Source organism: Arthrobacter sp. 2RAF22 (assembly GCF_052115325.1).
Classification (GTDB): Bacteria; Actinomycetota; Actinomycetes; order Actinomycetales; family Micrococcaceae; genus Arthrobacter.
The window spans coordinates 55794-74729 of the sequence record NZ_JBFRGL010000013.1; the positions used below are offsets into that span (position 1 = coordinate 55794).

An 18936-nucleotide genomic window follows, 5' to 3' on the forward strand; every position below is an offset into this window, starting at 1 on the left:
CAGCTAATGCCCTTTTTTGCGCGGCCAGAGGGCATCTGCCGCCCGCTCGCGCGGATGGTCCCAGCTAGCCCACCTCGAGGCCGGCCGCCACATCCTGCAGCAAGCACACCACGTGGCGGATGCTGGGGCTTGCCATCATAGTCTTCCGGTACACGATTCCCACTTGGCGTTGCTGCATCGGATTGACCACGGGCACCGCCACCACTCCAGCGGGGAGCTCGGGCCTACCGAGCCGTGGCACGAGCGCCACCGCCACGCCCTGCTGGACCATAGCGATATGGGTGGAAAAGTCGGGGTCGTAGATGCGGATGTCCGGCACGCGCCCCAGGCCTGCCAGGATCGCCAGCAACGCCTCATTGCAGATGGCCCCAGCTGGCGTGCTGATCCAGCTTTCATCCACCAGGTCGGAAGGTTCGACGGCGGTCCGGCCAGCCAGCGGGTGGGCTGAGTTCAGCAGGACGTCGGCGGTGTCCAGGCAGAGGTCCTCGTGGACCATGTTCTCCGGAATGACCAAGGGTACGGAGTGCCAATTGTGGACGACGCCGAGATCGGCTTCCCCGGTGGCGACCCTCTGGACGGCCTCGCGCGGGTCTTCGGCCACCACACGGACCTCAAGCCCGGATGCGCCAAGCCCGGAGCCCGCCGCGGCCGAAGATCCGGCGGCAACGGCTTGGGCCGTGCCGAGTTTCGCCAGCATCGGCCCCACAAGACCCCGGCAAGCGGTGGAGAATGCCACGAGCCGCAGCACGCCGCTCGGCTTCGTTGGGTCGGCGAGCAGCGTGGCCTGCAGTTCCTCCAACTCGCCCAGGATCCGGCGTCCGTACTCTGCCAACGCCATGCCGCGGTCGGTCAGCAGTACGCCGCGGCCGTGGCGTTCCAGGACCGTCACTCCACTTTGCTTCTCGAGCTTCTTGATCTGCTGGGAAACCGCCGAGGGGCTGAAGCCCATAGCCTCCGAGGCAGCCACCACCGAGCCTTGCTGTTCCACTGCTACGAGGGCCCGTAGCGCCGCAATCTCAATCATGAAGCAAACGTACATGATCCGATGCAGAATTCAACGCTGGTGCTTCATTGGCTTGGCTGTCAGAGTTGAATCGTGAATATCCGCCACTCAGCACTCGCCGTTCTTGTCGCCGTCCTTTGGGGCCTGAATTTCGTCGCGATCGACTTTGGATTGCACCCCGGTAACGGGAGCGGTGGCGCGGCCGACGTGCCGCCTCTACTGTTCGTGGCCATCCGTTTTGTGCTGGTGGTGTTCCCCTGCATCTTCTTCGTCCGCAAACCGGACGTCAGCTGGAAGGCGATCATCGGCGTCGGGCTCTTCATGAGCGCCGGGCAGTTTGGCCTCCTCTACCTGGGCATGGCGCTCGGCATGCCTGCAGGACTTGCCTCGCTTGTCCTGCAGACCCAAGTGCTCCTGACGGTGCTGTTGGCGGCCCGCTTCCTGGGGGAGCGGCCGAGCAAGCGGCAACTGACAGGGGTTGTGCTGGGTGTCGCCGGGCTAGCGCTGGTGGCGGTGGGTCGAAGCTTGGTGGCCCCCGTGGTGCCGCTCATGATCGTTCTCGCCGCCGCCTTGTCCTGGGCCGCGGGCAACATCATCGCCCGCAAAGCCAAGGCGGCCTCGGGACTGGGGCTGGTGGTCTGGTCCGGGGCCGTGGTCCCCTTGCCCCTCGCGGCCCTGTCGCTCATCGTCGACGGCCCGGCAGCCGTCGTCGGGACCCTCACCAACCTTCAGCCGGCCACCATCCTGAGCGCCTTGTATACCGCCATTTTCGCGTCGCTGGTGGGCTACGGCATCTGGAACCGGCTGCTCAGCCTGTACCCGAGCTCGGCCGTGGTGCCTTTCACGTTGTTGGTCCCGGTGGTGGGAATGACCGCCGCGTGGCTGCTCATCTCAGAGGTCCCGACGACGGCGGAACTGGCCGGCGGGCTCCTCCTGCTGGGCGGCGTCGCGACTGCCGTGCTGCAACGGCGCGCGAAGCCTGGGGACCTGGCGGCGGCCGAAGTACGTCAGCGCTTGGGGGCCGGTTTGCGCTGAGGGGCGGATCCCGACGTCGGGCGCTTGGCGGGGGTGCGTGGTGCAGGGCGCTTCACAGTTCCCGACGCCGGACGGGCCGCCGGTCGCTGGGCGGTCCTGCCGGGTGCCGGGGAAGGCCGCGAAGCAGGCCGGGGCGCGGGCCGCCGGGCAGCCGGACGGGCCACTGCCTTCGCACGGCGCGATGGCCATACCGCCCCCACGAACAAGATCAGCAGGGAGCTGCAGCCGGCAAGCGCGGCGAGGTAGAAATAGATGTCCGAGTCCTTGGTGCTCACCGCGCTGCCCAGGGCGTTCTCGTCCTGGTTGAAGGCGAGGCCCCACATGCGCAGGAACGCGATTCCGAACGCGATGAACAGGATCGTCGAGATGGCCCCGAGAACCAGCATGAAGTACCTGCGACGGGTGAAAACCTCGGCGACGCACGCCAGGTAGCCGATCGCCAGGGCCCCCAGGAAGATGTACATCACGGTTTCGTCAAGGGTGATGGCCAGGAGCACCAGCAAACCAGCAGACACCACAGCCGAGATGATCGCAAGCTTTCCGCTGTTCCCCATGTGACGCATGGGATTAATCATCCCTGACCCGCGGCAGCGCCGCGCCCCAAGACGCGGCAGTTGCCATACCGTTACCGCAGTACGTAGCCCCGCATGATGGTCATGAGGGCCGCTATGCTCTGCTCGCGGGTGCGCTCGGGGTTGTACGTCTGCCGGTCAAGGCCCACCACGAAGATCGCTCCGAACATCGCCGCCTCGAGGCTGCCCCGGGCAATCCCCGTATCCACCGCGTACGTGGTGGCGACCTTTTCGATCGCCGCGCCGATCACGGCCAACAGCTCGCTGCGGAGCTCGACGAAGAGCTTGCCCCATTCGCTGGGCGTCCGCCAGTTCTCGCTGATCCAGAGCCGAGCGAAGGACGGGTAGTCGTCCATGAAGTCCATGGCTTGCCCGAGCATGGCCTCCATCGCCTCGAGCGGATCGGCGTGCAGGCCTTCAATCGTCTGGAGCCGGCCGAGCATGATGTCGACGCCGTGGCGCAGCAACTGGGCGATCAGATCGGACTTGCTGCCGAAATTGTAATAGACCGTTCCTTTGGACACTCCGGCTGCGGCCGCGATCTCGTCCACCGTCACGCCCGCTGCGCCGCGCTCGCCGATCAGCTCCATCGAAGCGTCGAAGAGGCGCTGCTTGGTCGCGTTGGTGCGGGCCGGGCGGAGCTTCTTCTCCGGGAGCCCCGAGACATTGGGCTCTTGCATGCTCATACCGCGATCTCCGGCTTCAGGGTCTTGAGGGTCCAGAACTTGTGCTTACGGACGGCCAGCGTGGATAGCGCGGCCCCCAGCACAGTGTAGCCAAGCAGCCCCAGGACAATCGGCCAGATCATGGTCAAGTCGCCGCCGTAGATCAGGTGCCGCATGCCGGTCACTACGTAGCCCATCGGCATGATCTCGTGCACCACGTGCAGAGGCATGGGGGTGGTCTGCCAGGGGAACGTTCCGCCCGAAGACACCAACTGCAGAACCAGCAGGATCAGCACCACGAACTTTCCAGGAGTCCCCAGCAAAGCCACGATGCCCTGGATCAGGGCCGTGAACGCCATGACCGCAGCCAGCATGAACAACCACATCCACACCGGGTGCGCCGCATTGAGGCCCAGCCCCAGGTCCACCACGAGGGTGAGGATGCTTGCCTGCAGCACGGACACCACGAAGAACGGGAGCCAACCGCCGACGGCGATTTTCCACGACGGGGCGTTCGAGGCCAAGGCCCGCTGGGTGATGGGACGCATCGCCTGGACCAGCATGAACACGCCGATCCAGAGGGACAGTGTCAGGAAGAACGGGGCCAGGCCCGCACCGTAGGACCCTGCCTTGGCCTGCGATACGTTGTTGACCGCCACAGGATCCGCGATCACTTTGGACACCTCGCTCTTTTGGGCGTCGTTCGGGTTCGGGACCTTGCCTGCGCCCTTCGCCAACTCGCTCGCCAAGGTGCGGGATCCGTCCGCGGCGCTTGCAGCACCAGTGGCAAGCTGCGCCGCGCCGTCGTCGAGCTTTGCGGCACCGTCCGCGAGGGCCGCCGTGCCGTTGACGGCGGACTGTTCGCCAGCGGCGAGCGTGGAGGCTCCGGAACTGAGCTGGTCCGCGCCTGCCGAGGCCTGGCCGATGGCGCCCGTCAGCGCCGGGGTAGCGCCCGCAAGCTTGGCGGCGCCGGCACTGACCGCGGCCGATCCGTCGGAGAGCTGCTGGATCTGCGCGGCATCTGCCGAGATCTTGGCTTTGGCGTCGGTGACCGGAGCGGACGCGCCGGCCGTGTCGAAGTCGGCCAGGATCTTGTTCGCCTGGTCCTGGGTGATGACCCCTGCGGACACGAGCCTCGCGTTGGAGGCCACCACGCGGTCCCGCGCCCCGGCGTCGAACGCCGAAAGCTGCCCGACGACGTCCTGGACCTTCGCGTTCAGCTGCGCGTTTCCGGCGGCTACTTGGGCGGCACCGTCGGCAAGCTTCTGGGAGTCTGCCGGGAGGGACGCGGTCTTGTTCTTCAGCTCCGTGAGGCCCGCGCTGAGCTGCCCGGCACCGCCGTTCAGCTGATTGGCGCCGTCGCGCAGCTTGTTTTGGCCCGCCAGGAGCTCGGACGCACCGCTGCTGAGCTTGCTGGTGCCGTCGTGAAGGGCGGCCGCGCCGTCGCTGAGCTTGCCGACGCCGTCGGCAAGTTGGGAGGCGCCGTCGGACGCCTTGACGATCGAAGCGTGGATGGTGCCGAAGCCTGTGAGGAGTTGGTTGGCGGTTTCCTCGCCTACTTCCTTGGCCACAGTGGAGTGCACCGCAGTGGTGAGTTTGTCCACGATGGTGCTGAGGAGGTAGTTGTTCGCGTCATTGGTGGTGACGTTGAGCATCGCCTGGTTGGCCGCATTGAAACTGCCCGGCGAGACCAGGTTGGCCGAGAAATCCTTCGGGATCTTCAGGGCGAAGGCGTACTTGCCGGATTCAACGCCGGCGTCGGCTTCGGCCGTGGTGGTCACACGCTGCCAGTTGAACACGTGGCTCTCCACGAGGCTGTCGGCAACCTTCTGGCCAGCCTGCAGCTCCGGGCCGCTTGCCGGCTGGGCTCCCGCGTCCTCGACGACCAAGGCGGCGTCGATCTGGTTGAGGTTGCCGTAAGGATCCCAGTTCGCGTAAAGGTACACGGCTCCGTAGAGGAGGGGCACCATGGTCAGGGCGAGGATGGTCAGCTTGGGCAGGAGCCCGCCGGTCATGCGCTTGAGTTCGGAGCGGGCCAGCCGCAGAACAGTCACTTTGCGGTCCTTTGCAGGGTTTCGGGTACTTCTTCGGGATCTTCTTGCGCGGCTTCCGCGGGTTCGGCGGGTGCCGTGTGCGTGACCGAGTTGCCGATCACGGCGGCCGGGCCGTCCCAGCCGTCCGGAAGGGCAGAGACGACGGCGACGACGGCGAGCGGCCGCCCGGCGTCGTACGCCAATTGCTCAAGCCGGGGGAGCCAGTCCGCAGTGTTGGCGCTGTGCCGGTCCGGGGAATCGAGCACCAGAAGGTCGAGGGTAGGGTCCGCGAGGGCCAGGGCGGTCAGCAGTTCAAGGCGGCGGTCCGCAGGGAGTTGCTCGATCCACAGCCCGGCGATGTCTTCGAAGCGGTTGATCTTGAGCCACGGCTTGCTGAGGAGCGCGCCGCGGTAACGGCGGGGGATGAGGGAGAGGTCTTCGGTGACGAGGTCGCGGACGCTCAGATGCTGCTCCGGCTCGTTGACACCCGGAGCGTCAATCAGGGCGCTCGCAGCCCGGAGCTTCTTGGTTTTCGCCGAGTTGTCCCAGCTCAGGAGGCCTTTGCTGGTCTTCATCCGGCCGCTCAGAGCAAGTGCCAAGGCCGTGCGCTGGTCCTGACCGTCGCCGCTGACAAGGAGGAGCTCGCCGCGCCTGGCTTCGAGGGAAGTGGGAGGGAGGAGATCGTCCCGGCGGCCATCGATCTGGAGTTGCTGTGCAGACAGCACAATTGGACCTTTCGCAGAACTTGTTATCTGCTCCAATCGTAACTGAACTGACCAGTCAGTTCAAATAGATCCCTTCGCCTCCTGGGAACCTAGCTGTCTGTTTGCCTTGCACGGCGAATTGGCATGAACGTGCGCGGCGGCTCCGCCGCGGCCAGAAAGTTGCTTATTAGGCCGGCGACTGTTTCAGGCTGTTCCAGTGGAAGCCCATGCGATGCGCCCGGAACGACCGCAAGTTGGCCTTCGGGCAAGCCTTCGTAGAGCGAGAGAGTGTGGGGCAAGGTGACCACGTCGTCGTCGCCGACGATGACGAGCACCGGCTGGTTAATTTGCGCGATGTCGGTGGTGATGAGTGTCGGCTCCGTGGTGAACATCGCGACACTCTTGCCAAAGACGACATCCAGGTGTTCGGGCCCATCCGGAGACCGCTCGATGTAGGCCCTGCCCAGTTCCTGCGCCATGGGCGATTGGGGATCCAAGTCGAAGGGCACCGTGCCGTTGTAGTGGTAATTGGTACCAATGACCACGAGCTTTCGCACGAGTTCAGGCTGCCGAAGTGCGACAAGCAGGGCAACGATACCGCCGTCACTCCACCCCACCAGATGGGCAGGGCGGTTCGCCGGGACCGCCCAGGTCTTCCACCCAGGTTGGGTGTCCGTCAATGTCGAGGTGCTTGGCCATGCGGCCATTCTCCTCCCGCGTTCCCGACGCCACAACGGTTCGTCGACCGGCGGCGGCCAGGGGGTCAGAGTCCGTACTTCTCCAACAGGCGCAGCCACACCTCGCTGATGGTGGGGAACGACGGCACGGCATGCCACAGCCGGTCCAACGGCACTTCGCCCACAATCGCGATGGTGGCGCCGTGCAAGAGCTCGGCCACTCCGGGCCCGGCAAACGTCGCGCCCAGCACCACCTTCCGGTCCTCGTCCACCACCAGTTGTGCCCAGCCTTGGTAATTTTCCGAATGCAGCTGGGATCCGGACACGTTGATAGGGAGCTCAACCGAGCTTGCGTTAATGCCCTTTTGCAGCGCCTGCTTGAGGCCCGGGCCCACGGATGCCACTTCCGGATCCGTGAAGACCACGCTGGGGATCGCATATTCGTCGGCCGTCTTCGCGAGGGCGCTCCATGCCTTCGGGGTGCCGTGGAGGGTTCCTTTGGCACGGGCCACGATGGCGTCGCCGGTTGCCCTGGCCTCGTACTTGCCCTGATGGGTGAGGAATACCGATCCTGCGGCATCGCCGGCCGCGTAAAGCCATAGCCCGCTCGTGCCGTCGCTGGCGGCGCCCTCAACCAAGCCGCTCGAGTCCGTGGTGAGGCGCAATGGCTTGCCTTCTTCGGCGTCGAGCCCTACGTTTTCGAGTCCCAAATTATCAAGGGAAGGCCGACGACCTGTGGCCACCAGCAACTGGTCGGAGTTCAAGACCGTCCCGTCGCCGAGAGTGACGCTGAAGGCATGGTCCGGCTCGTGTTCGACCCGCGTGGTGTCGGTCCCGAGGTGCAGATCAACGCCGTCGGCCCGCAGTCCCGCAGCGACCAAATCGGCGGCTTCCTCGGGGAACGCGCTCAAGAGTCGGCCTCGGGCAACGATCGAAACCGACGAGCCTAGGCGGGCGAAAGCCTGGGCAAGTTCGACGCTGGCGACCCCTCCGCCCAGCACGATGAACCGTTTAGGGATTTGCCGCACGGAGGTGGCCCCGCGGGTTGTCCAGTAGGGGACGTTGCGCAAGCCGTCGATTTTCGGGATGAGCGGTGTGGATCCGGAGGCCACCACCACGGCGTGATGGGCTTTGAGCGAGTAGCTGGTGCCGTCCTTGCCATCCACTTGGACTTCACGCGGGCCGGTGATGCGTGCCCGGCCCCGGATGAGTTCGATGCCGGTGTCCACGAGCCACTGGACCGCGCCGTCGTCCTGCCATTTGTTGGTGAAGTAGTCACGGTATTTCAGGACCGGTGCGGGATCCAGGACCTTCGTGACGGCGTCCGACGCTCCGGGCACTGATTGTGCCGTGTGCAGGGCGGTTCCCGGCCGAAGGAGCGCTTTGGACGGTATGCAGGCCCAGTAGGAGCACTCCCCGCCGACGAGCTCAGCCTCCACAATTGCGCAGGTGAGGCCGCCCCGGACCACCCGGTCTGCAACGTTTTCCCCCACAGTCCCGGCGCCGATCACGATGACATCGAATTCCCGGATATTCTCCTCAGCCATGGGAGAAGCCTACGCCCGGACACAGGCCGGGATCAGGGATCCGGCGACGGGTTCTGCCGGGTCAGGTGTCCATCGCGCCTTTGAACCAGCCGGTGATGCTCGCCGGATGCGTGATGGCAGTGCCGACGACGACGGCGAACGCCCCGGCGTCGAGGGCCTGGCGGGCCTGTGCCGGGGTATGGATGCGGCCCTCGGCGATGAGCGGCTTGCCCAGCCCAGCGCCGGCGATCTCCGCGAGAAGCTCAAGATCGGGGCCGTCAGTCTTGGGACGGTCCCCGCTGTACCCGGCCAAGGTGGTGCCGATCAGGTCAGCACCGGCGTCGACGGCGGCCGCCGCATCGGCGTAGGAACCGCAGTCAGCCATGACCAAGGCGTGCGATTCGGCGTGGATTCCGTCAATGGTTCGCTTGAGTGTCAAGCCATCGGGACGCGTGCGTCGCGTTCCGTCGATGGCCACGACGTGGGCGCCGGCATTCGCGACGGCGAGGGCGTGCCGGAGCGTCGGGGTGATGAAAACGCCGTCGTGCCCGTCCTTCCAGAGCCCGATCACCGGGACCTCCACAGCTGCGCGGGTGAATTGGACGTCTGCAAGGCCCTGTACGCGGACTGCGGCGGCTCCACCGATAACGGCCGACGCCGCCACCTGGCTGGTGGTCCGGGGATCGCGCATGGGTTCGCCCGGGTAGGCCTGGCAGGACACGATCAACTGCGAGCGGAGGGCTTCGAGGCCATCGGGGGTCAGGATCATGGGGTTCTCCTTGCGAGGGGTTCGGGTGTTTGGGCGTTTGGGCGTTTGGGCGTTCGGGTGTCAGTTCAGGACGAGTTTGGCCGCGCCCACAATGGCCGCGGTATTGCCTAGCGCCGCGCGAAGCACGGGAATGTCGGCAAGCGGGGCCATGAGCTCCTTGCGCAGGGCGCGTTCCATGGGTTTCCACCAGAAATCTCCCGCATCCGCCAAACCCCCGGAAACCACCACCGTCTCCGGGTCGAGGATGTTGACGAGCCCGCCGATCGCCTGCCCCGCGGCACCTGCGCCCGCCCCGATGGCTTTGATGGCGGCCGTACCGTCGGCCGAATCGGCACGATCTCCGTCGTGCACCAAGGCAAACACCGCACGAGTGTCCGGGACCTCGGGGGAGCCGCCGAAACGGACGAAGGATTCGTGGATGGCCGGGCCGGAAGCGATCGCCTCGACGTGGCCCGAGCCGCCGCACACACACGGGAGGGCCTTGCCCTCGTGATAGGCGTACGGCGACGCAAAATGCCCCACGTGCCCACCCACATAGTGGTGCCCCAAAACAGGAGCGCCGTCCAGCACAAAGCTGCCGCCCACACCCGTGCCGAAAGCCACCATGAGCGAACTCGAAGACCCGGCAGCCGCCCCACGCCACGCCTCACCCAGAGCATGCGCATGCACATCGTTGACGGCACTCACCGACCCCCGAGGCAAACCCAGGAGCTGCGCCAACCCCGCCGTCAACCTGGTCCCGGCCCACCCCAGGATCGCATCAGTCGCCGAAACCACCTCGCCATTCACGGCATCGATGACCCCGGCCGAACCGACGCCAACACGCACGACGTCGATTCCCGCACCCGCCGCCCGCCGCATGAGCCGCCCGACGAGCGCCGCAGTTGCCCGCAAAATAGCGTCGCCCCCGTCCCGATTCAGCGTAGGAATCTGCTCCGAAAACAACACCTCCCCATCGGCCCCCACAACCCCCGCGGCAGTCTTCGTCCCCCCAAGATCGACCCCGACCACGTACATCATGTTTGTCCTCCGGATCGTTCGGTTGCTGTTGCTGCGGTTCGTTATGGTCAGGTTAGCCGTCGTCGCCGCGGCGCCCAGGCTGCGGTTCGTTGATGATCAGGTTAGCTCTGGCCGGGACAGCGCGGACCCATCATTTCGCCGGCGCTTAGACACCTCCCGCCGTCGTCTTCCGGTCGCTGGGCGACCTTCAGACGACTCTGGTCGGCGATGCGCGCCTACACGAAACAATGCGCCCGCGCTTTGCGCTGTCGACTCGCCGATCGGGACCTGCCGCCTGTTGTCCCGCCTGCTGCCGCCTGAGGCGGCACAGTGCGGATCCCGACCCTGCCGCAAAGGTTCCGCAATCGCCCGAGTGCCGGAGGGACGGTTTTGTGTAGTCCCGCATCGCCGACCAGAGCATTGCGGAAGTCGCTCAGCGACGGTAATGCGGCGTCGGGAGGAAGAGAGGCCCCAGGGGCCCGAGCCGAGCTTGCGAGGCTTGGGGAGGGGCCGAACGCTAAGGGACGGCAAAACTGGTCCTGCGGCACGACCCGACCACGGCAACAAGCACGGGTGAGCTGACGGCAACGCCACGAAAGTGACCCCAGCCCGCTCAGGTGAGCGTAGATCCGAATCTCAGGCGAGAGCAGCCGGTGCCGCCCTCCTAGACCAGGCCGTTGCGCTTGAGGATCGTGCGGATTGCGGAGGTTTCTTCGGCGTTCAGGGAGAGCATGGGGGAGCTCATGGTGTTGGATTCGATGATGCCCATGATTTGGAGGGCGGTCTTGAAAGCGCCTAGTCCTGCTGCGCCGCCTGAGACCCGGCCATTGGGGGTGTAGACGATGTCGAAGAGGTCGGCCAGGCGGTCTTGTTCGGCGGCCGCTGCGGTCCAGTCTCCGGCCTGGGTGGCGTCGAACAGGCGGCGGTAACCGGCGGGGTCTACGTTGCCGAGGCCGGGTACTACGCCTTGGGCGCCGGCGAGGAGGGCGCCGTCGACGACGATTTCGTGGCCCGTGAAGATGTCGAAGTCGGGGATGTCCTTGGCTGCGAGGAGGAGTTGGCGGAAGGAGACGTCGTCGCCGGAGGAGTCCTTGACGCCTGCGATGACGCCGTCGCGGCCGAGGCGGACCAGGAGGTCGGTGGGCAGTTTGAAGTGGGTGCGGACGGGGACGTCGTAGGCGAAGATCGGCTTGTCCACGGCAGCGTGGATGCTGCGGAAGTGGGTTTCGGTCTCCTGGGCGTTGCCGATGGCGTAGTACATGGAGGTGACCACGATTGCGTCGGCGCCGAGGTCCACGACTTTGCGTGCTTCTTCGATGACCCGGTTGGTGGTTTGTTCGTTGGCGCCGACGATCAGGGGCACGGCGCCGGCGTTCGCGTCGGCGATCGTGGAGACCACCAGTTCGCGCTCTTCGTTGGTCATGTAGGGGACCTCGCCCGAGGAGCCCAGCACGAAGAGGCCGGACACGCCGCCGTCGAGCAGGTGCTTGGTGACGTTCTTCAGGGACGCGGTGTCAACGCGCCCGTCGGCGTGGCGGGGGGTGATGACCGGGGGAATGACACCCTGGAACTGAGTAGACACAAAAATCTCCGTTGCTTGGATCTGGATGGGAAAAACTTAGGTGTGGAGCAGGCTGGGCGCGGCGCCGAGCAGCTTCTTGGTGTAGTCGTTGCTCGGGTTGTCGAAGACCTGGGCGGCCGGGCCTTCTTCGACGATCTGTCCGAAGTACATGACGCAGATGCGGTCGGAGACGTAGCGGACAGTCTGGATGTCGTGCGAAATGAAGACCATGCCGAGGTTCAGCTGGGTTTTCAGGTCGGACAGCAGGTTCAAGACTTGGGCGCGGACGGAAACGTCGAGGGCCGACGTCGGCTCGTCCGCCACGATGATGTCCGGGTCCAGGGCGAGGGCGCGGGCGATCGCCACGCGCTGGCGCTGTCCGCCGGAGACTTGCGACGGCGTGACCTCGGCCGCCGATTGTGGCAAGCCGACGAGGGCCAGCAGTTCCTTGACCTTGGTCGAGCGCGACGCGGCGTTGCCGATGCCGTGAACCTGTAGGGGATCGGTGAGGATGTCTTGGATGGTCATGCGTGGATTGAGGGCCGTGGCGGGGTCCTGGAAGACGACGGATACGGCGCGTCCGAACTCCTTGCGCATCCGGGCGTTGCGTTTGATGGCCGGCTTGCCGTGGAAGAGCACCTGGCCCGACGTCGGGGCCTGGAGTCCCACGAGCACTGACGCGAGCGTTGATTTGCCGCAGCCGGACTCGCCGACGATGCCGACCGTTTCGCCCCGGCTGATGCTGAAGTCCACGCCGTTGACTGCCTTGACGATGTTGGGCCGGAAGAGGCCGCCCGTGCGCGCCCGGTGGTGGACCTTGACGTCTTTGAGCTCGATGACCGGTTTGCCGGTTGAAACACTCACTTTGCGTCCTCCTTCAAGTGGCTGGCCCAGTAATGGTCCCGGTCTGCTCCGCCGCCGGCGGGTTCAACAACGGCGAGGACCAATTGCTGGTTCGGGTCGGCGTCGGGCCTCAACGAACGCGCCGCAAAACGGTCGCCTGGAGCGAAATCGCGCGGTGACGGGACGGTGCCTGGGATCTGGTGGAGGCGGACGGCGTCGGCTTCGATCGAAAGGACCGCGCCCAACAGACCGCGCGTGTATTCGTGCCGCGGGTTCTGCAGGAGCTCCGAAGCCTGTGCGGATTCCACCACCTGGCCGGCGTACATGACCGTGATCCGGTGCGCCAAGGAGGCAACCAGGGCGAGGTCGTGGCTGACGAAGACCATGGCGAAGCCGAGCTGTTCACGCAGTTCGTTGAGCAGCTCCACTACTTGCTTCTGGACGGTGACGTCGAGGGCGGTGGTGGGTTCGTCTGCCACCACGATCTTCGGCGAGCGGGAGAGCGCCATGGCGATCAGGACGCGTTGGCGCTGGCCGCCGGAGAGCTCATGCGGGTAGCTGGCGAGGGTGCGGACGGGATCGAGCTTCACCATTTCCAGCAACTCGGCAGGGGTCTTGCGGCCGCCGCGCCTGGTCAGCTGGGTCATCTGTTCCTTGATCTTCATGGATGGGTTGAGCGAACTCAGCGCATCCTGGTAGACCATGGCGATCTGTTCGCCGCGCAGGCCCTGGTAGGCCTTGCTGTTGCTGTGCTTCGAGCCGGAATCCAGGAGTTCCTTGCCATCGAAGACGATGGAACCGGTGATCTCGGCGGTCTTTGGCAGGAGGCCCATGATCGCGAGGGACGTGATGGACTTGCCGCAACCGGATTCGCCCACCAGGCCCATGGTTTCGCCTTCGCGGACGGTGAAGGAGACGTTGTCCACGATCGCGGTGTCGCCGAAGCGGCCCGGGAAGCGGATGGACAGGTTCTTGACCTCCAGGACGTTCCTGGCGTCCGCGGGAACCTGGGGGAGCCGGTCCGTGCGCTTGGCCTCGATGGATGCGAGGAGCTCGAGTTCCTTGTCCAGCAAGGCATGCGGATTCTCCGCTGCGAGTCTCGGATCGTTCAGGACGGACGCCGCGTAGTCCTCTTCGGAGAGCGGATCGCCGTTGGCGGCGCGAACGCCGTCGAGCTCGTGCTGTTCCACCACGGAAGACTGGGCCACCGACGTCGCGATCTCGGTATCGACGGCGGCGCCCGCCACCGCGGCGCCCGCAAAGGCAGCGGCAGCGCCGTCGTCGTCCTTCACGACCGGCGCCTTCCGCAGCTTCGGGTTCACCATGGCATCGGTGAGCCCCTCCGCGAGGATGTTCAGCGCAAGCACGGTGAGCAGGATGGTGAGGCCGGCGAAGGTGGTTGCCCACCAGCCGCCGGAGAGGACCAGGTTGCGGCCGTAGGAGATCACGTTGCCCCACGACGGCGCGGGATCCTGCACACCGGCGCCGAGGAAGGACAGCGATGCTTCGAGGATGATGGCGTCGGCCACCATGACCGTGGCGAAAACCAGTACCGGGGCCGCAGTGTTGCGGACTATGTGCTTGAGCAGGATGTAGGCGCGGCCGGCGCCCATCACGCGTTCGGCGCGGACGTAGTCTTCACCGTATTGGGAGAGCACATTGGCGCGGACCACGCGGGCGAGCTGCGGGGTGTAGATGATCGCGATCGCGACAATGATGGTGGGCACCGAGTTGCCGAACGCCGCCAGGAGCACAGCTGCGAGGGCGATGCCTGGGAACGCCATGAGGATGTCCATGAGGCGCATGACGATCTCGTTGACGGCCTTGCTGGACGTCGCGGCGAGCGAGCCAAGCACGGCGCCGACGACGATCGCAAGGGCCACTGCGCCGAGGCCGATCATGAGCGAAGACTGCGAGCCGTATAGGAGCCGGGAGAAGACGTCGCGGCCCAGGCGGTCGGTGCCGAAGAAGTGGTCGCCGTCCGGAGCTTGCGCAGGAATGAACGTTTCCAGGGGATCGTGCGGCGCGATGACGGGCGCGAAGATCGCCGCCAGGGCGATGACCACGAGGAACAACAGGGCAAAACGCGATCCCCATGGGAGGGACTTGAAGCGGACGCCCGGGGCGCTGAGCCGTTCAGCAAGTTTGCTGCGCATGGCTATACCGTCCTGATTCGGGGGTTGATGAGCAGGTACAGGAGGTCCACCACGATGTTCACCAGAACGAAGGTGACCGAGATGGTGAGGACCACGCCCTGGACCAGGTTGACGTCCAGGTTGGTGATGCCGTTGAGGATCAGCTGGCCCATGCCCGGAAGGGCGAAGATCATTTCAATCACGACGGCGCCGCCCAGGAGGTAGCCGATCCTGAGTCCCAGCACGGTCACCGGAGTCACGAGCGCGTTGCGCAGGACGTTGCGGGACACCACCTCGCGGTATGGAACTCCGTTGCCAATGGCTGTCCGGACGTAGTCGCGGTCCAGTTCCTCCACCATGGACGTGCGGACCACGCGGATAAGGGAAGCGGAGACCGGAATGCCGAGAGCGAGGGCCGGGAGCGCCATCGAGTTGAGCCAACCGCCGAAGCCGGACTCCGGCGTCGCGATCCCGCCCGAGGGAAACAGAGGGTTGTCACCGAGCGCGAACCACTGGATGAGCAGGATGCCAAGCCAGAAGGACGGGGTGGCGATGGCCGCGATGGAGAAGATCCGGACCAGTTGGTCCTGCCACTTGTCGCGGTAAAGGGCGCCGATGATGCCGAATACCAGCGAGAGCACGACGGCGATGATCACGCCGAGGAACGTCAGCTGGAGGGTTAGCGGGAAGGCAGACGCGATCATGCTTGCCACCGACTTGGACGGCGGGGTGGTCACGCCGAGATCGAGCTGCAGGAGCCTGCCGAGGAAACGGAAGTACTGGACGAACAGGGGATCGTTCAGGCCGTTGTCCTGGCGGTACTGCTGTTTGGCGGCCTCGCTGGCGCCTTCGCCGAGGGCCGTGCTGGCCTGGTCGCCTGGGGCTGCTTGAAGGACGAGGAAGACCAGCAGCGTGATGCCCAGGATCATCAAGGGCAATGCCGCGAGCCTACGTCCAAGCAGACGCAATATCATGACCATTTGTTCTCCGGTTGCTTTGGTGCGGGAACCCAACTGACTCGCAGTAAGTGTCGTTTTGAGCCGTCTAAACGACAACAAATGCGAGCCAGTTGGGTGTGGCTAGGAGGTGCGGCCGACGCCGATGAAGGACAGCCCCGTGGTGGGCAGCGGCTTGAAGCCTGAGAGCTTCTTTTCGTCCCATGCACTGGGGAGCTGGCGGTGGAAGAGCGGGTACAGCGGGACTTCGTCGGAGACGAGGTCCACGATCTGGCCGGTGATCTTCTTCGCGTCGGCGGCTGCGGCCTGCGAGCCCTTGTCCATCAGGCCCTGGAGGGTGGCGCTCTCCGGAGTGGTCCAGTAGGCGCGCTTGGCCATCCAGGTGGCGCCGGAGTAGAACCAGCTCAAGAGCAGGTCTGCGTCGTTGCCGAAGACGGAAGGGTCGCCCGGGGCCGCAACCACGGAGAAGTCGGCCTTGCCAACCCTGTCCGAGTACAAGGCGCCGGACTGCAGGTTCTTTGCGGTGACCTTGACGCCCGGGATCTTGTTCCAGGATTCAAGCATCAGCGGGGCAACGTCCTTGACCCAGGCAGTATCGGTGGTGAGCAGCTCGAATTCGAGGTTGCTCACGCCGGCCTGCTTGAGGAGGTCCGCGGCCTTCTGGGGATCGTAGCCGTAGACGTTCTTGGCCTTGACGTAGTCCGGGTGGCCTTCCTGGAAGTACGACGACGCAGCCTTGGCATTGCCGAACAAGGCCTTCTTGATGATGGCGTCCTTGTCCAGTCCATAGTGGAGTGCCTGGCGGACCAGCTTGTTGTCGAACGGGGCCTTGGCGCAGTTGAACATCAGGAACAGCATGCCGAAGGACTGCACGGATTCCACGCGGGTCTTGGACTTGAGCCCGTCCATGTCCAGGTACGGGACGTCTTCGATCGCCTGGACACGGCCTGACTGGACTGCCGTGACACGGGCGGCCGCGTCCGAGAGCAGCAGCCAGGTCATGCCCTTGGCGAGTGCCGGCTTGGGACCGTTGTAGTCGGCGAATGCTTCGAAGACGATCTTGTCGTCCTTGACTGCCGAAATCAGCTTGTAGGGGCCGGAACCGACGGGCTTGGCATCGAATCCCTTCGGATCGGCAGAGGCCAACGCCTTCGGCACCACCTTCACCACGGAGATTCGGGGTCCGAAGCCGGGGAAAGGATATTTCAGCGAGAACTCGACTGTCTTGGCATCGAGGGCCTTGACGTCCTTGATGAAGGGAATGAACTGGGAGAACAAGGACTTGTTGGCCGGGTCCATCACGCGGGTGAAGGAGTAGACAACATCGTCGGTGGTGACAGGGGCGCCGTTGTGGAACTTGGCACCGTCGCGGATGGTCACCTGGTACGTGGTGTCGTTGACCTTCTTGGGGTCGCTGGCGGCCAGCGCGTTGTAGGGCTCGCGGGTGGCGGGGTGGAGTTCCACGAGGCCTTCGAAGACGTGCAGGTTGGCGGCCTGCGGCGTGGCACCGGAGGACGTCATCGGGTCGAAACCCGTGGACAGGGCATAGGAGATGCCTGCTTCGATGGTGAGATCCTTGTTGACGGCCGCAGTGTTGTTTGCTGCGCCCGTGGTGGTGGAGGCAGGACCGCCACATGCCGACAGGGTGGCCGTGAACGCTGCCGCGGCTCCGATCGCCCCGGTCAGCTTGAGGAAGTTGCGTCGGCTGGCGTCGCTGACCAGCGGCAGGGTGTTAATCGTGTTGCTCATAAGATGCCTCACCATTCAAGTTTTCTGGTTATCGGATGTAGGACATCCGATGCTCGTAAAGAAACTGTAAGGGTGGTCACATGAAGTCGTCAAGCGAGATCTGGATCACTGGTGGCCGGAGGAGCGGTCGCGGCGGTGCTGCCGGAGTGCTGCCGGTGGGCGCGGCGCCGCGGTTTACCCTGCGAGATTCGGGCCCGGGGCTCGGTGAAAAATAAAGGCGAACATCTATCAAGGAGATGGGACATCCGATATTGTATGTTGCGAAGCACTATATCCACGGTGGGCGCTAGGCTCACCTCAACATTAACACTGCACTGATTCCTTGTCCCCGGTCCTGAAAGGATCCGGGTCAGGGAGGGGTACTTTTGCAAGGAGAGCCATGACCACTTCCGGTGTCGTTCCGCAGGCGCGGTTCAGCGCACAGGCCCGGCTCAGGGCCCTTCAGTCGGACATTATGGAATTGATCCTCGAGCGCGAGCTCGAGGCGGGCGATCCTTTGCCCACGGAAAATGAACTCTCCGTGGCGTTGGGGGTAGGGCGCAACACCCTGCGCGAATCGCTGAAGGTGCTGCAGGCGCTCGGTGTCATCGAGATCCGCCACGGCTTTGGCATGTTCGTCGCCCCGAGCAACTTCGAGGCGCTCGCCGACGGCCTGACGTTCCGGGGCCGCTTGTCCCTGCGCCACCAGGGGCTCGAGGCGCTGCAACTGGTGGACGTGCGCCAGGCCCTCGAATCGGGGCTGATCGGATCCTCCATGGATGTGATGACCGCTGAACAGCTCGCCCTGATCGAAGAGGCCGTCAAGCGGATGGAGGAGCTCGCAGCCTCCGGCGAGAACTTCGTAGCCGCCGACGCCGAGTTCCACCGCCGGCTGTTCGAGCCGTTGAACAACGAGCTCCTCATCAATCTCATGGGCGTTTTCTGGAAGGTCTACCGGAAGATCCACGTGGAGATCGGCTCCGACAACGAAGATCTTGTAGCCACCGCGGACATGCACCGAAGCATCTATACCGCCGTCGCAACCGGCGACAGGCTCGCGGCCGCCGAACTGCTCAATCGTCACTTCGACGGAATCCGCCGCCGCATCAGCGAGGCCGTCGCAGTCTGAGGCCTGGCACCCAAGCCCGAGGGCCGCCGTCGTACTTTTCATGAAGTACGACGGCGGCCCTTGCCTTTTGCGCGCAACCCCCGGAGACGCTGCCCTTCCTGACCTTCTTTGGTTTGGGAAAGCGCTTACGACACGGCGAGTCTCGTCATGTGGTGGCCGTGGGGCGGCAAAGAGGGTCAGGACGGCGCGCGCAACCCACGAGGCGAGGCGCGCCAACCAACCCGGCCCGGAATTTGACGAAAAAAGACCCGCACCGGGTCCGGTGCGGGTCTTCATTTGTGCGCCCAAAGGGATTCGAACCCCTGACCTTCTGTTCCGTAGACAGACGCTCTATCCAGCTGAGCTATGGGCGCATCTTGGTGATTTTCGGGAGTTTCAAACTCGTTCCCCCCTCGAACCTCAATAAACTTTACGCGAGATCCCCGTTCGTGCCAAATCGACTCGGTGTAATCTGCCTAACTAGACCGGTCTATGTGACCTTGGTCACTAAATTTGGCCAATCGCTGACGCGGATCCTTGATTTTTAGGGGTTTTGCTCCGAAATGGTCAAGAGATCCCATGTCCGAGCCCAGATTGGTCTACTCCGCGACCCCTAGCATTT

At 64.9% G+C, this 18936-nt stretch carries 16 protein-coding genes and 1 tRNA gene; 2 read left to right on the top strand and 15 right to left on the bottom strand.

Annotated elements, in window-relative coordinates; genetic code table 11:
- Positions 1-64 precede the first annotated feature (64 nt).
- A complete protein-coding gene (locus AB4068_RS11495; protein WP_441433444.1) occupies positions 65-1024 on the bottom strand; it encodes a LysR family transcriptional regulator in 960 nt (319 codons plus the stop codon).
- Positions 1025-1096: 72 nt separating this feature from the next.
- On the opposite strand from AB4068_RS11495, the gene AB4068_RS11500 reads away from it, so the two are divergent.
- Positions 1097-2038, top strand: a complete 942-nt coding sequence (locus AB4068_RS11500) for an EamA family transporter (protein ID WP_441433445.1) — start codon at positions 1097-1099, stop codon at positions 2036-2038.
- Here AB4068_RS11500 and AB4068_RS11505 read toward each other — a convergent pair.
- The 13 genes from AB4068_RS11505 to AB4068_RS11565 form a co-directional block, all read right to left on the bottom strand.
- Positions 2011-2601 (bottom strand): hypothetical protein, encoded by a 591-nt coding sequence (locus AB4068_RS11505; RefSeq protein WP_332602385.1) that lies wholly within the window; start codon positions 2599-2601, stop codon positions 2011-2013. The genes AB4068_RS11500 and AB4068_RS11505 overlap by 28 nt on opposite strands.
- Positions 2602-2663: 62 nt before the next feature.
- Positions 2664-3296: a TetR/AcrR family transcriptional regulator gene (locus AB4068_RS11510; protein ID WP_441433446.1), complete on the bottom strand. Its 633-nt coding sequence runs from the start codon at positions 3294-3296 to the stop codon at positions 2664-2666.
- Complete coding sequence (locus AB4068_RS11515) at positions 3293-5329, bottom strand: YhgE/Pip family protein (RefSeq protein WP_441433447.1); 2037 nt, start codon at positions 5327-5329, stop codon at positions 3293-3295. The genes AB4068_RS11510 and AB4068_RS11515 overlap by 4 nt, the downstream gene beginning before the upstream one ends.
- On the bottom strand, positions 5326-6033 hold the full coding sequence (locus AB4068_RS11520; protein WP_441433448.1) for an ABC transporter ATP-binding protein: 708 nt from the start codon (positions 6031-6033) through the stop codon (positions 5326-5328). The genes AB4068_RS11515 and AB4068_RS11520 overlap by 4 nt, the downstream gene beginning before the upstream one ends.
- Positions 6034-6122: 89 nt before the next feature.
- Positions 6123-6719 (bottom strand): alpha/beta fold hydrolase, encoded by a 597-nt coding sequence (locus AB4068_RS11525; protein ID WP_441433449.1) that lies wholly within the window; start codon positions 6717-6719, stop codon positions 6123-6125.
- Positions 6720-6775: 56 nt separating this feature from the next.
- Positions 6776-8236 (bottom strand): dihydrolipoyl dehydrogenase family protein, encoded by a 1461-nt coding sequence (locus AB4068_RS11530; RefSeq protein WP_441433450.1) that lies wholly within the window; start codon positions 8234-8236, stop codon positions 6776-6778.
- A gap of 61 nt (positions 8237-8297) precedes the next feature.
- Positions 8298-8984, bottom strand: coding sequence for an N-acetylmannosamine-6-phosphate 2-epimerase (locus tag AB4068_RS11535; protein ID WP_441433451.1), 687 nt, complete (start codon positions 8982-8984; stop codon positions 8298-8300).
- 60 nt (positions 8985-9044) lie between these two features.
- Positions 9045-10004, bottom strand: a complete 960-nt coding sequence (locus tag AB4068_RS11540; protein ID WP_332602378.1) for an ROK family protein — start codon at positions 10002-10004, stop codon at positions 9045-9047.
- Between the two features lie 643 nt (positions 10005-10647).
- Complete coding sequence (locus tag AB4068_RS11545; protein ID WP_441433452.1) at positions 10648-11565, bottom strand: dihydrodipicolinate synthase family protein; 918 nt, start codon at positions 11563-11565, stop codon at positions 10648-10650.
- 36 nt (positions 11566-11601) lie between these two features.
- A complete protein-coding gene (locus tag AB4068_RS11550; RefSeq protein ID WP_284988761.1) occupies positions 11602-12408 on the bottom strand; it encodes an ATP-binding cassette domain-containing protein in 807 nt (268 codons plus the stop codon).
- Entirely contained in the window at positions 12405-14543 is a 2139-nt protein-coding gene (locus tag AB4068_RS11555; RefSeq protein ID WP_332602376.1) for a dipeptide/oligopeptide/nickel ABC transporter permease/ATP-binding protein, read from the bottom strand. Before AB4068_RS11555 ends, AB4068_RS11550 begins: the two co-directional genes overlap by 4 nt.
- 2 nt (positions 14544-14545) lie before the next feature.
- Positions 14546-15502 (bottom strand): ABC transporter permease, encoded by a 957-nt coding sequence (locus AB4068_RS11560; protein ID WP_059388624.1) that lies wholly within the window; start codon positions 15500-15502, stop codon positions 14546-14548.
- Between the two features lie 99 nt (positions 15503-15601).
- Positions 15602-17242, bottom strand: coding sequence for an ABC transporter substrate-binding protein (locus AB4068_RS11565; RefSeq protein WP_307053113.1), 1641 nt, complete (start codon positions 17240-17242; stop codon positions 15602-15604).
- 364 nt (positions 17243-17606) lie between these two features.
- On the opposite strand from AB4068_RS11565, the gene AB4068_RS11570 reads away from it, so the two are divergent.
- Entirely contained in the window at positions 17607-18335 is a 729-nt protein-coding gene (locus AB4068_RS11570; protein ID WP_441433453.1) for a FadR/GntR family transcriptional regulator, read from the top strand.
- Positions 18336-18614: 279 nt separating this feature from the next.
- Here AB4068_RS11570 and AB4068_RS11575 read toward each other — a convergent pair.
- Positions 18615-18688 (bottom strand) — tRNA-Arg (locus AB4068_RS11575).
- Positions 18689-18936 lie beyond the last annotated feature (248 nt).

Excerpts from the sequence above, each read along its gene's own strand:
- AB4068_RS11495 (WP_441433444.1), bottom strand. The coding sequence starts at position 1,024 with ATGATTGAGATTGCGGCGCTACGGGCCCTCGTAGCAGTGGAACAGCAA.
- AB4068_RS11505 (WP_332602385.1), bottom strand. The coding sequence starts at position 2,601 with ATGCGTCACATGGGGAACAGCGGAAAGCTTGCGATCATCTCGGCTGTG.
- AB4068_RS11510 (WP_441433446.1), bottom strand. The coding sequence starts at position 3,296 with ATGAGCATGCAAGAGCCCAATGTCTCGGGGCTCCCGGAGAAGAAGCTC.
- AB4068_RS11525 (WP_441433449.1), bottom strand. The coding sequence starts at position 6,719 with ATGGCCGCATGGCCAAGCACCTCGACATTGACGGACACCCAACCTGGG.
- AB4068_RS11530 (WP_441433450.1), bottom strand. The coding sequence starts at position 8,236 with ATGGCTGAGGAGAATATCCGGGAATTCGATGTCATCGTGATCGGCGCC.
- AB4068_RS11535 (WP_441433451.1), bottom strand. The coding sequence starts at position 8,984 with ATGATCCTGACCCCCGATGGCCTCGAAGCCCTCCGCTCGCAGTTGATC.
- AB4068_RS11540 (WP_332602378.1), bottom strand. The coding sequence starts at position 10,004 with ATGATGTACGTGGTCGGGGTCGATCTTGGGGGGACGAAGACTGCCGCG.
- AB4068_RS11555 (WP_332602376.1), bottom strand. The coding sequence starts at position 14,543 with ATGCGCAGCAAACTTGCTGAACGGCTCAGCGCCCCGGGCGTCCGCTTC.
- AB4068_RS11560 (WP_059388624.1), bottom strand. The coding sequence starts at position 15,502 with ATGGTCATGATATTGCGTCTGCTTGGACGTAGGCTCGCGGCATTGCCC.
- AB4068_RS11565 (WP_307053113.1), bottom strand. The coding sequence starts at position 17,242 with ATGGTGAGGCATCTTATGAGCAACACGATTAACACCCTGCCGCTGGTC.
- AB4068_RS11570 (WP_441433453.1), top strand. The coding sequence starts at position 17,607 with ATGACCACTTCCGGTGTCGTTCCGCAGGCGCGGTTCAGCGCACAGGCC.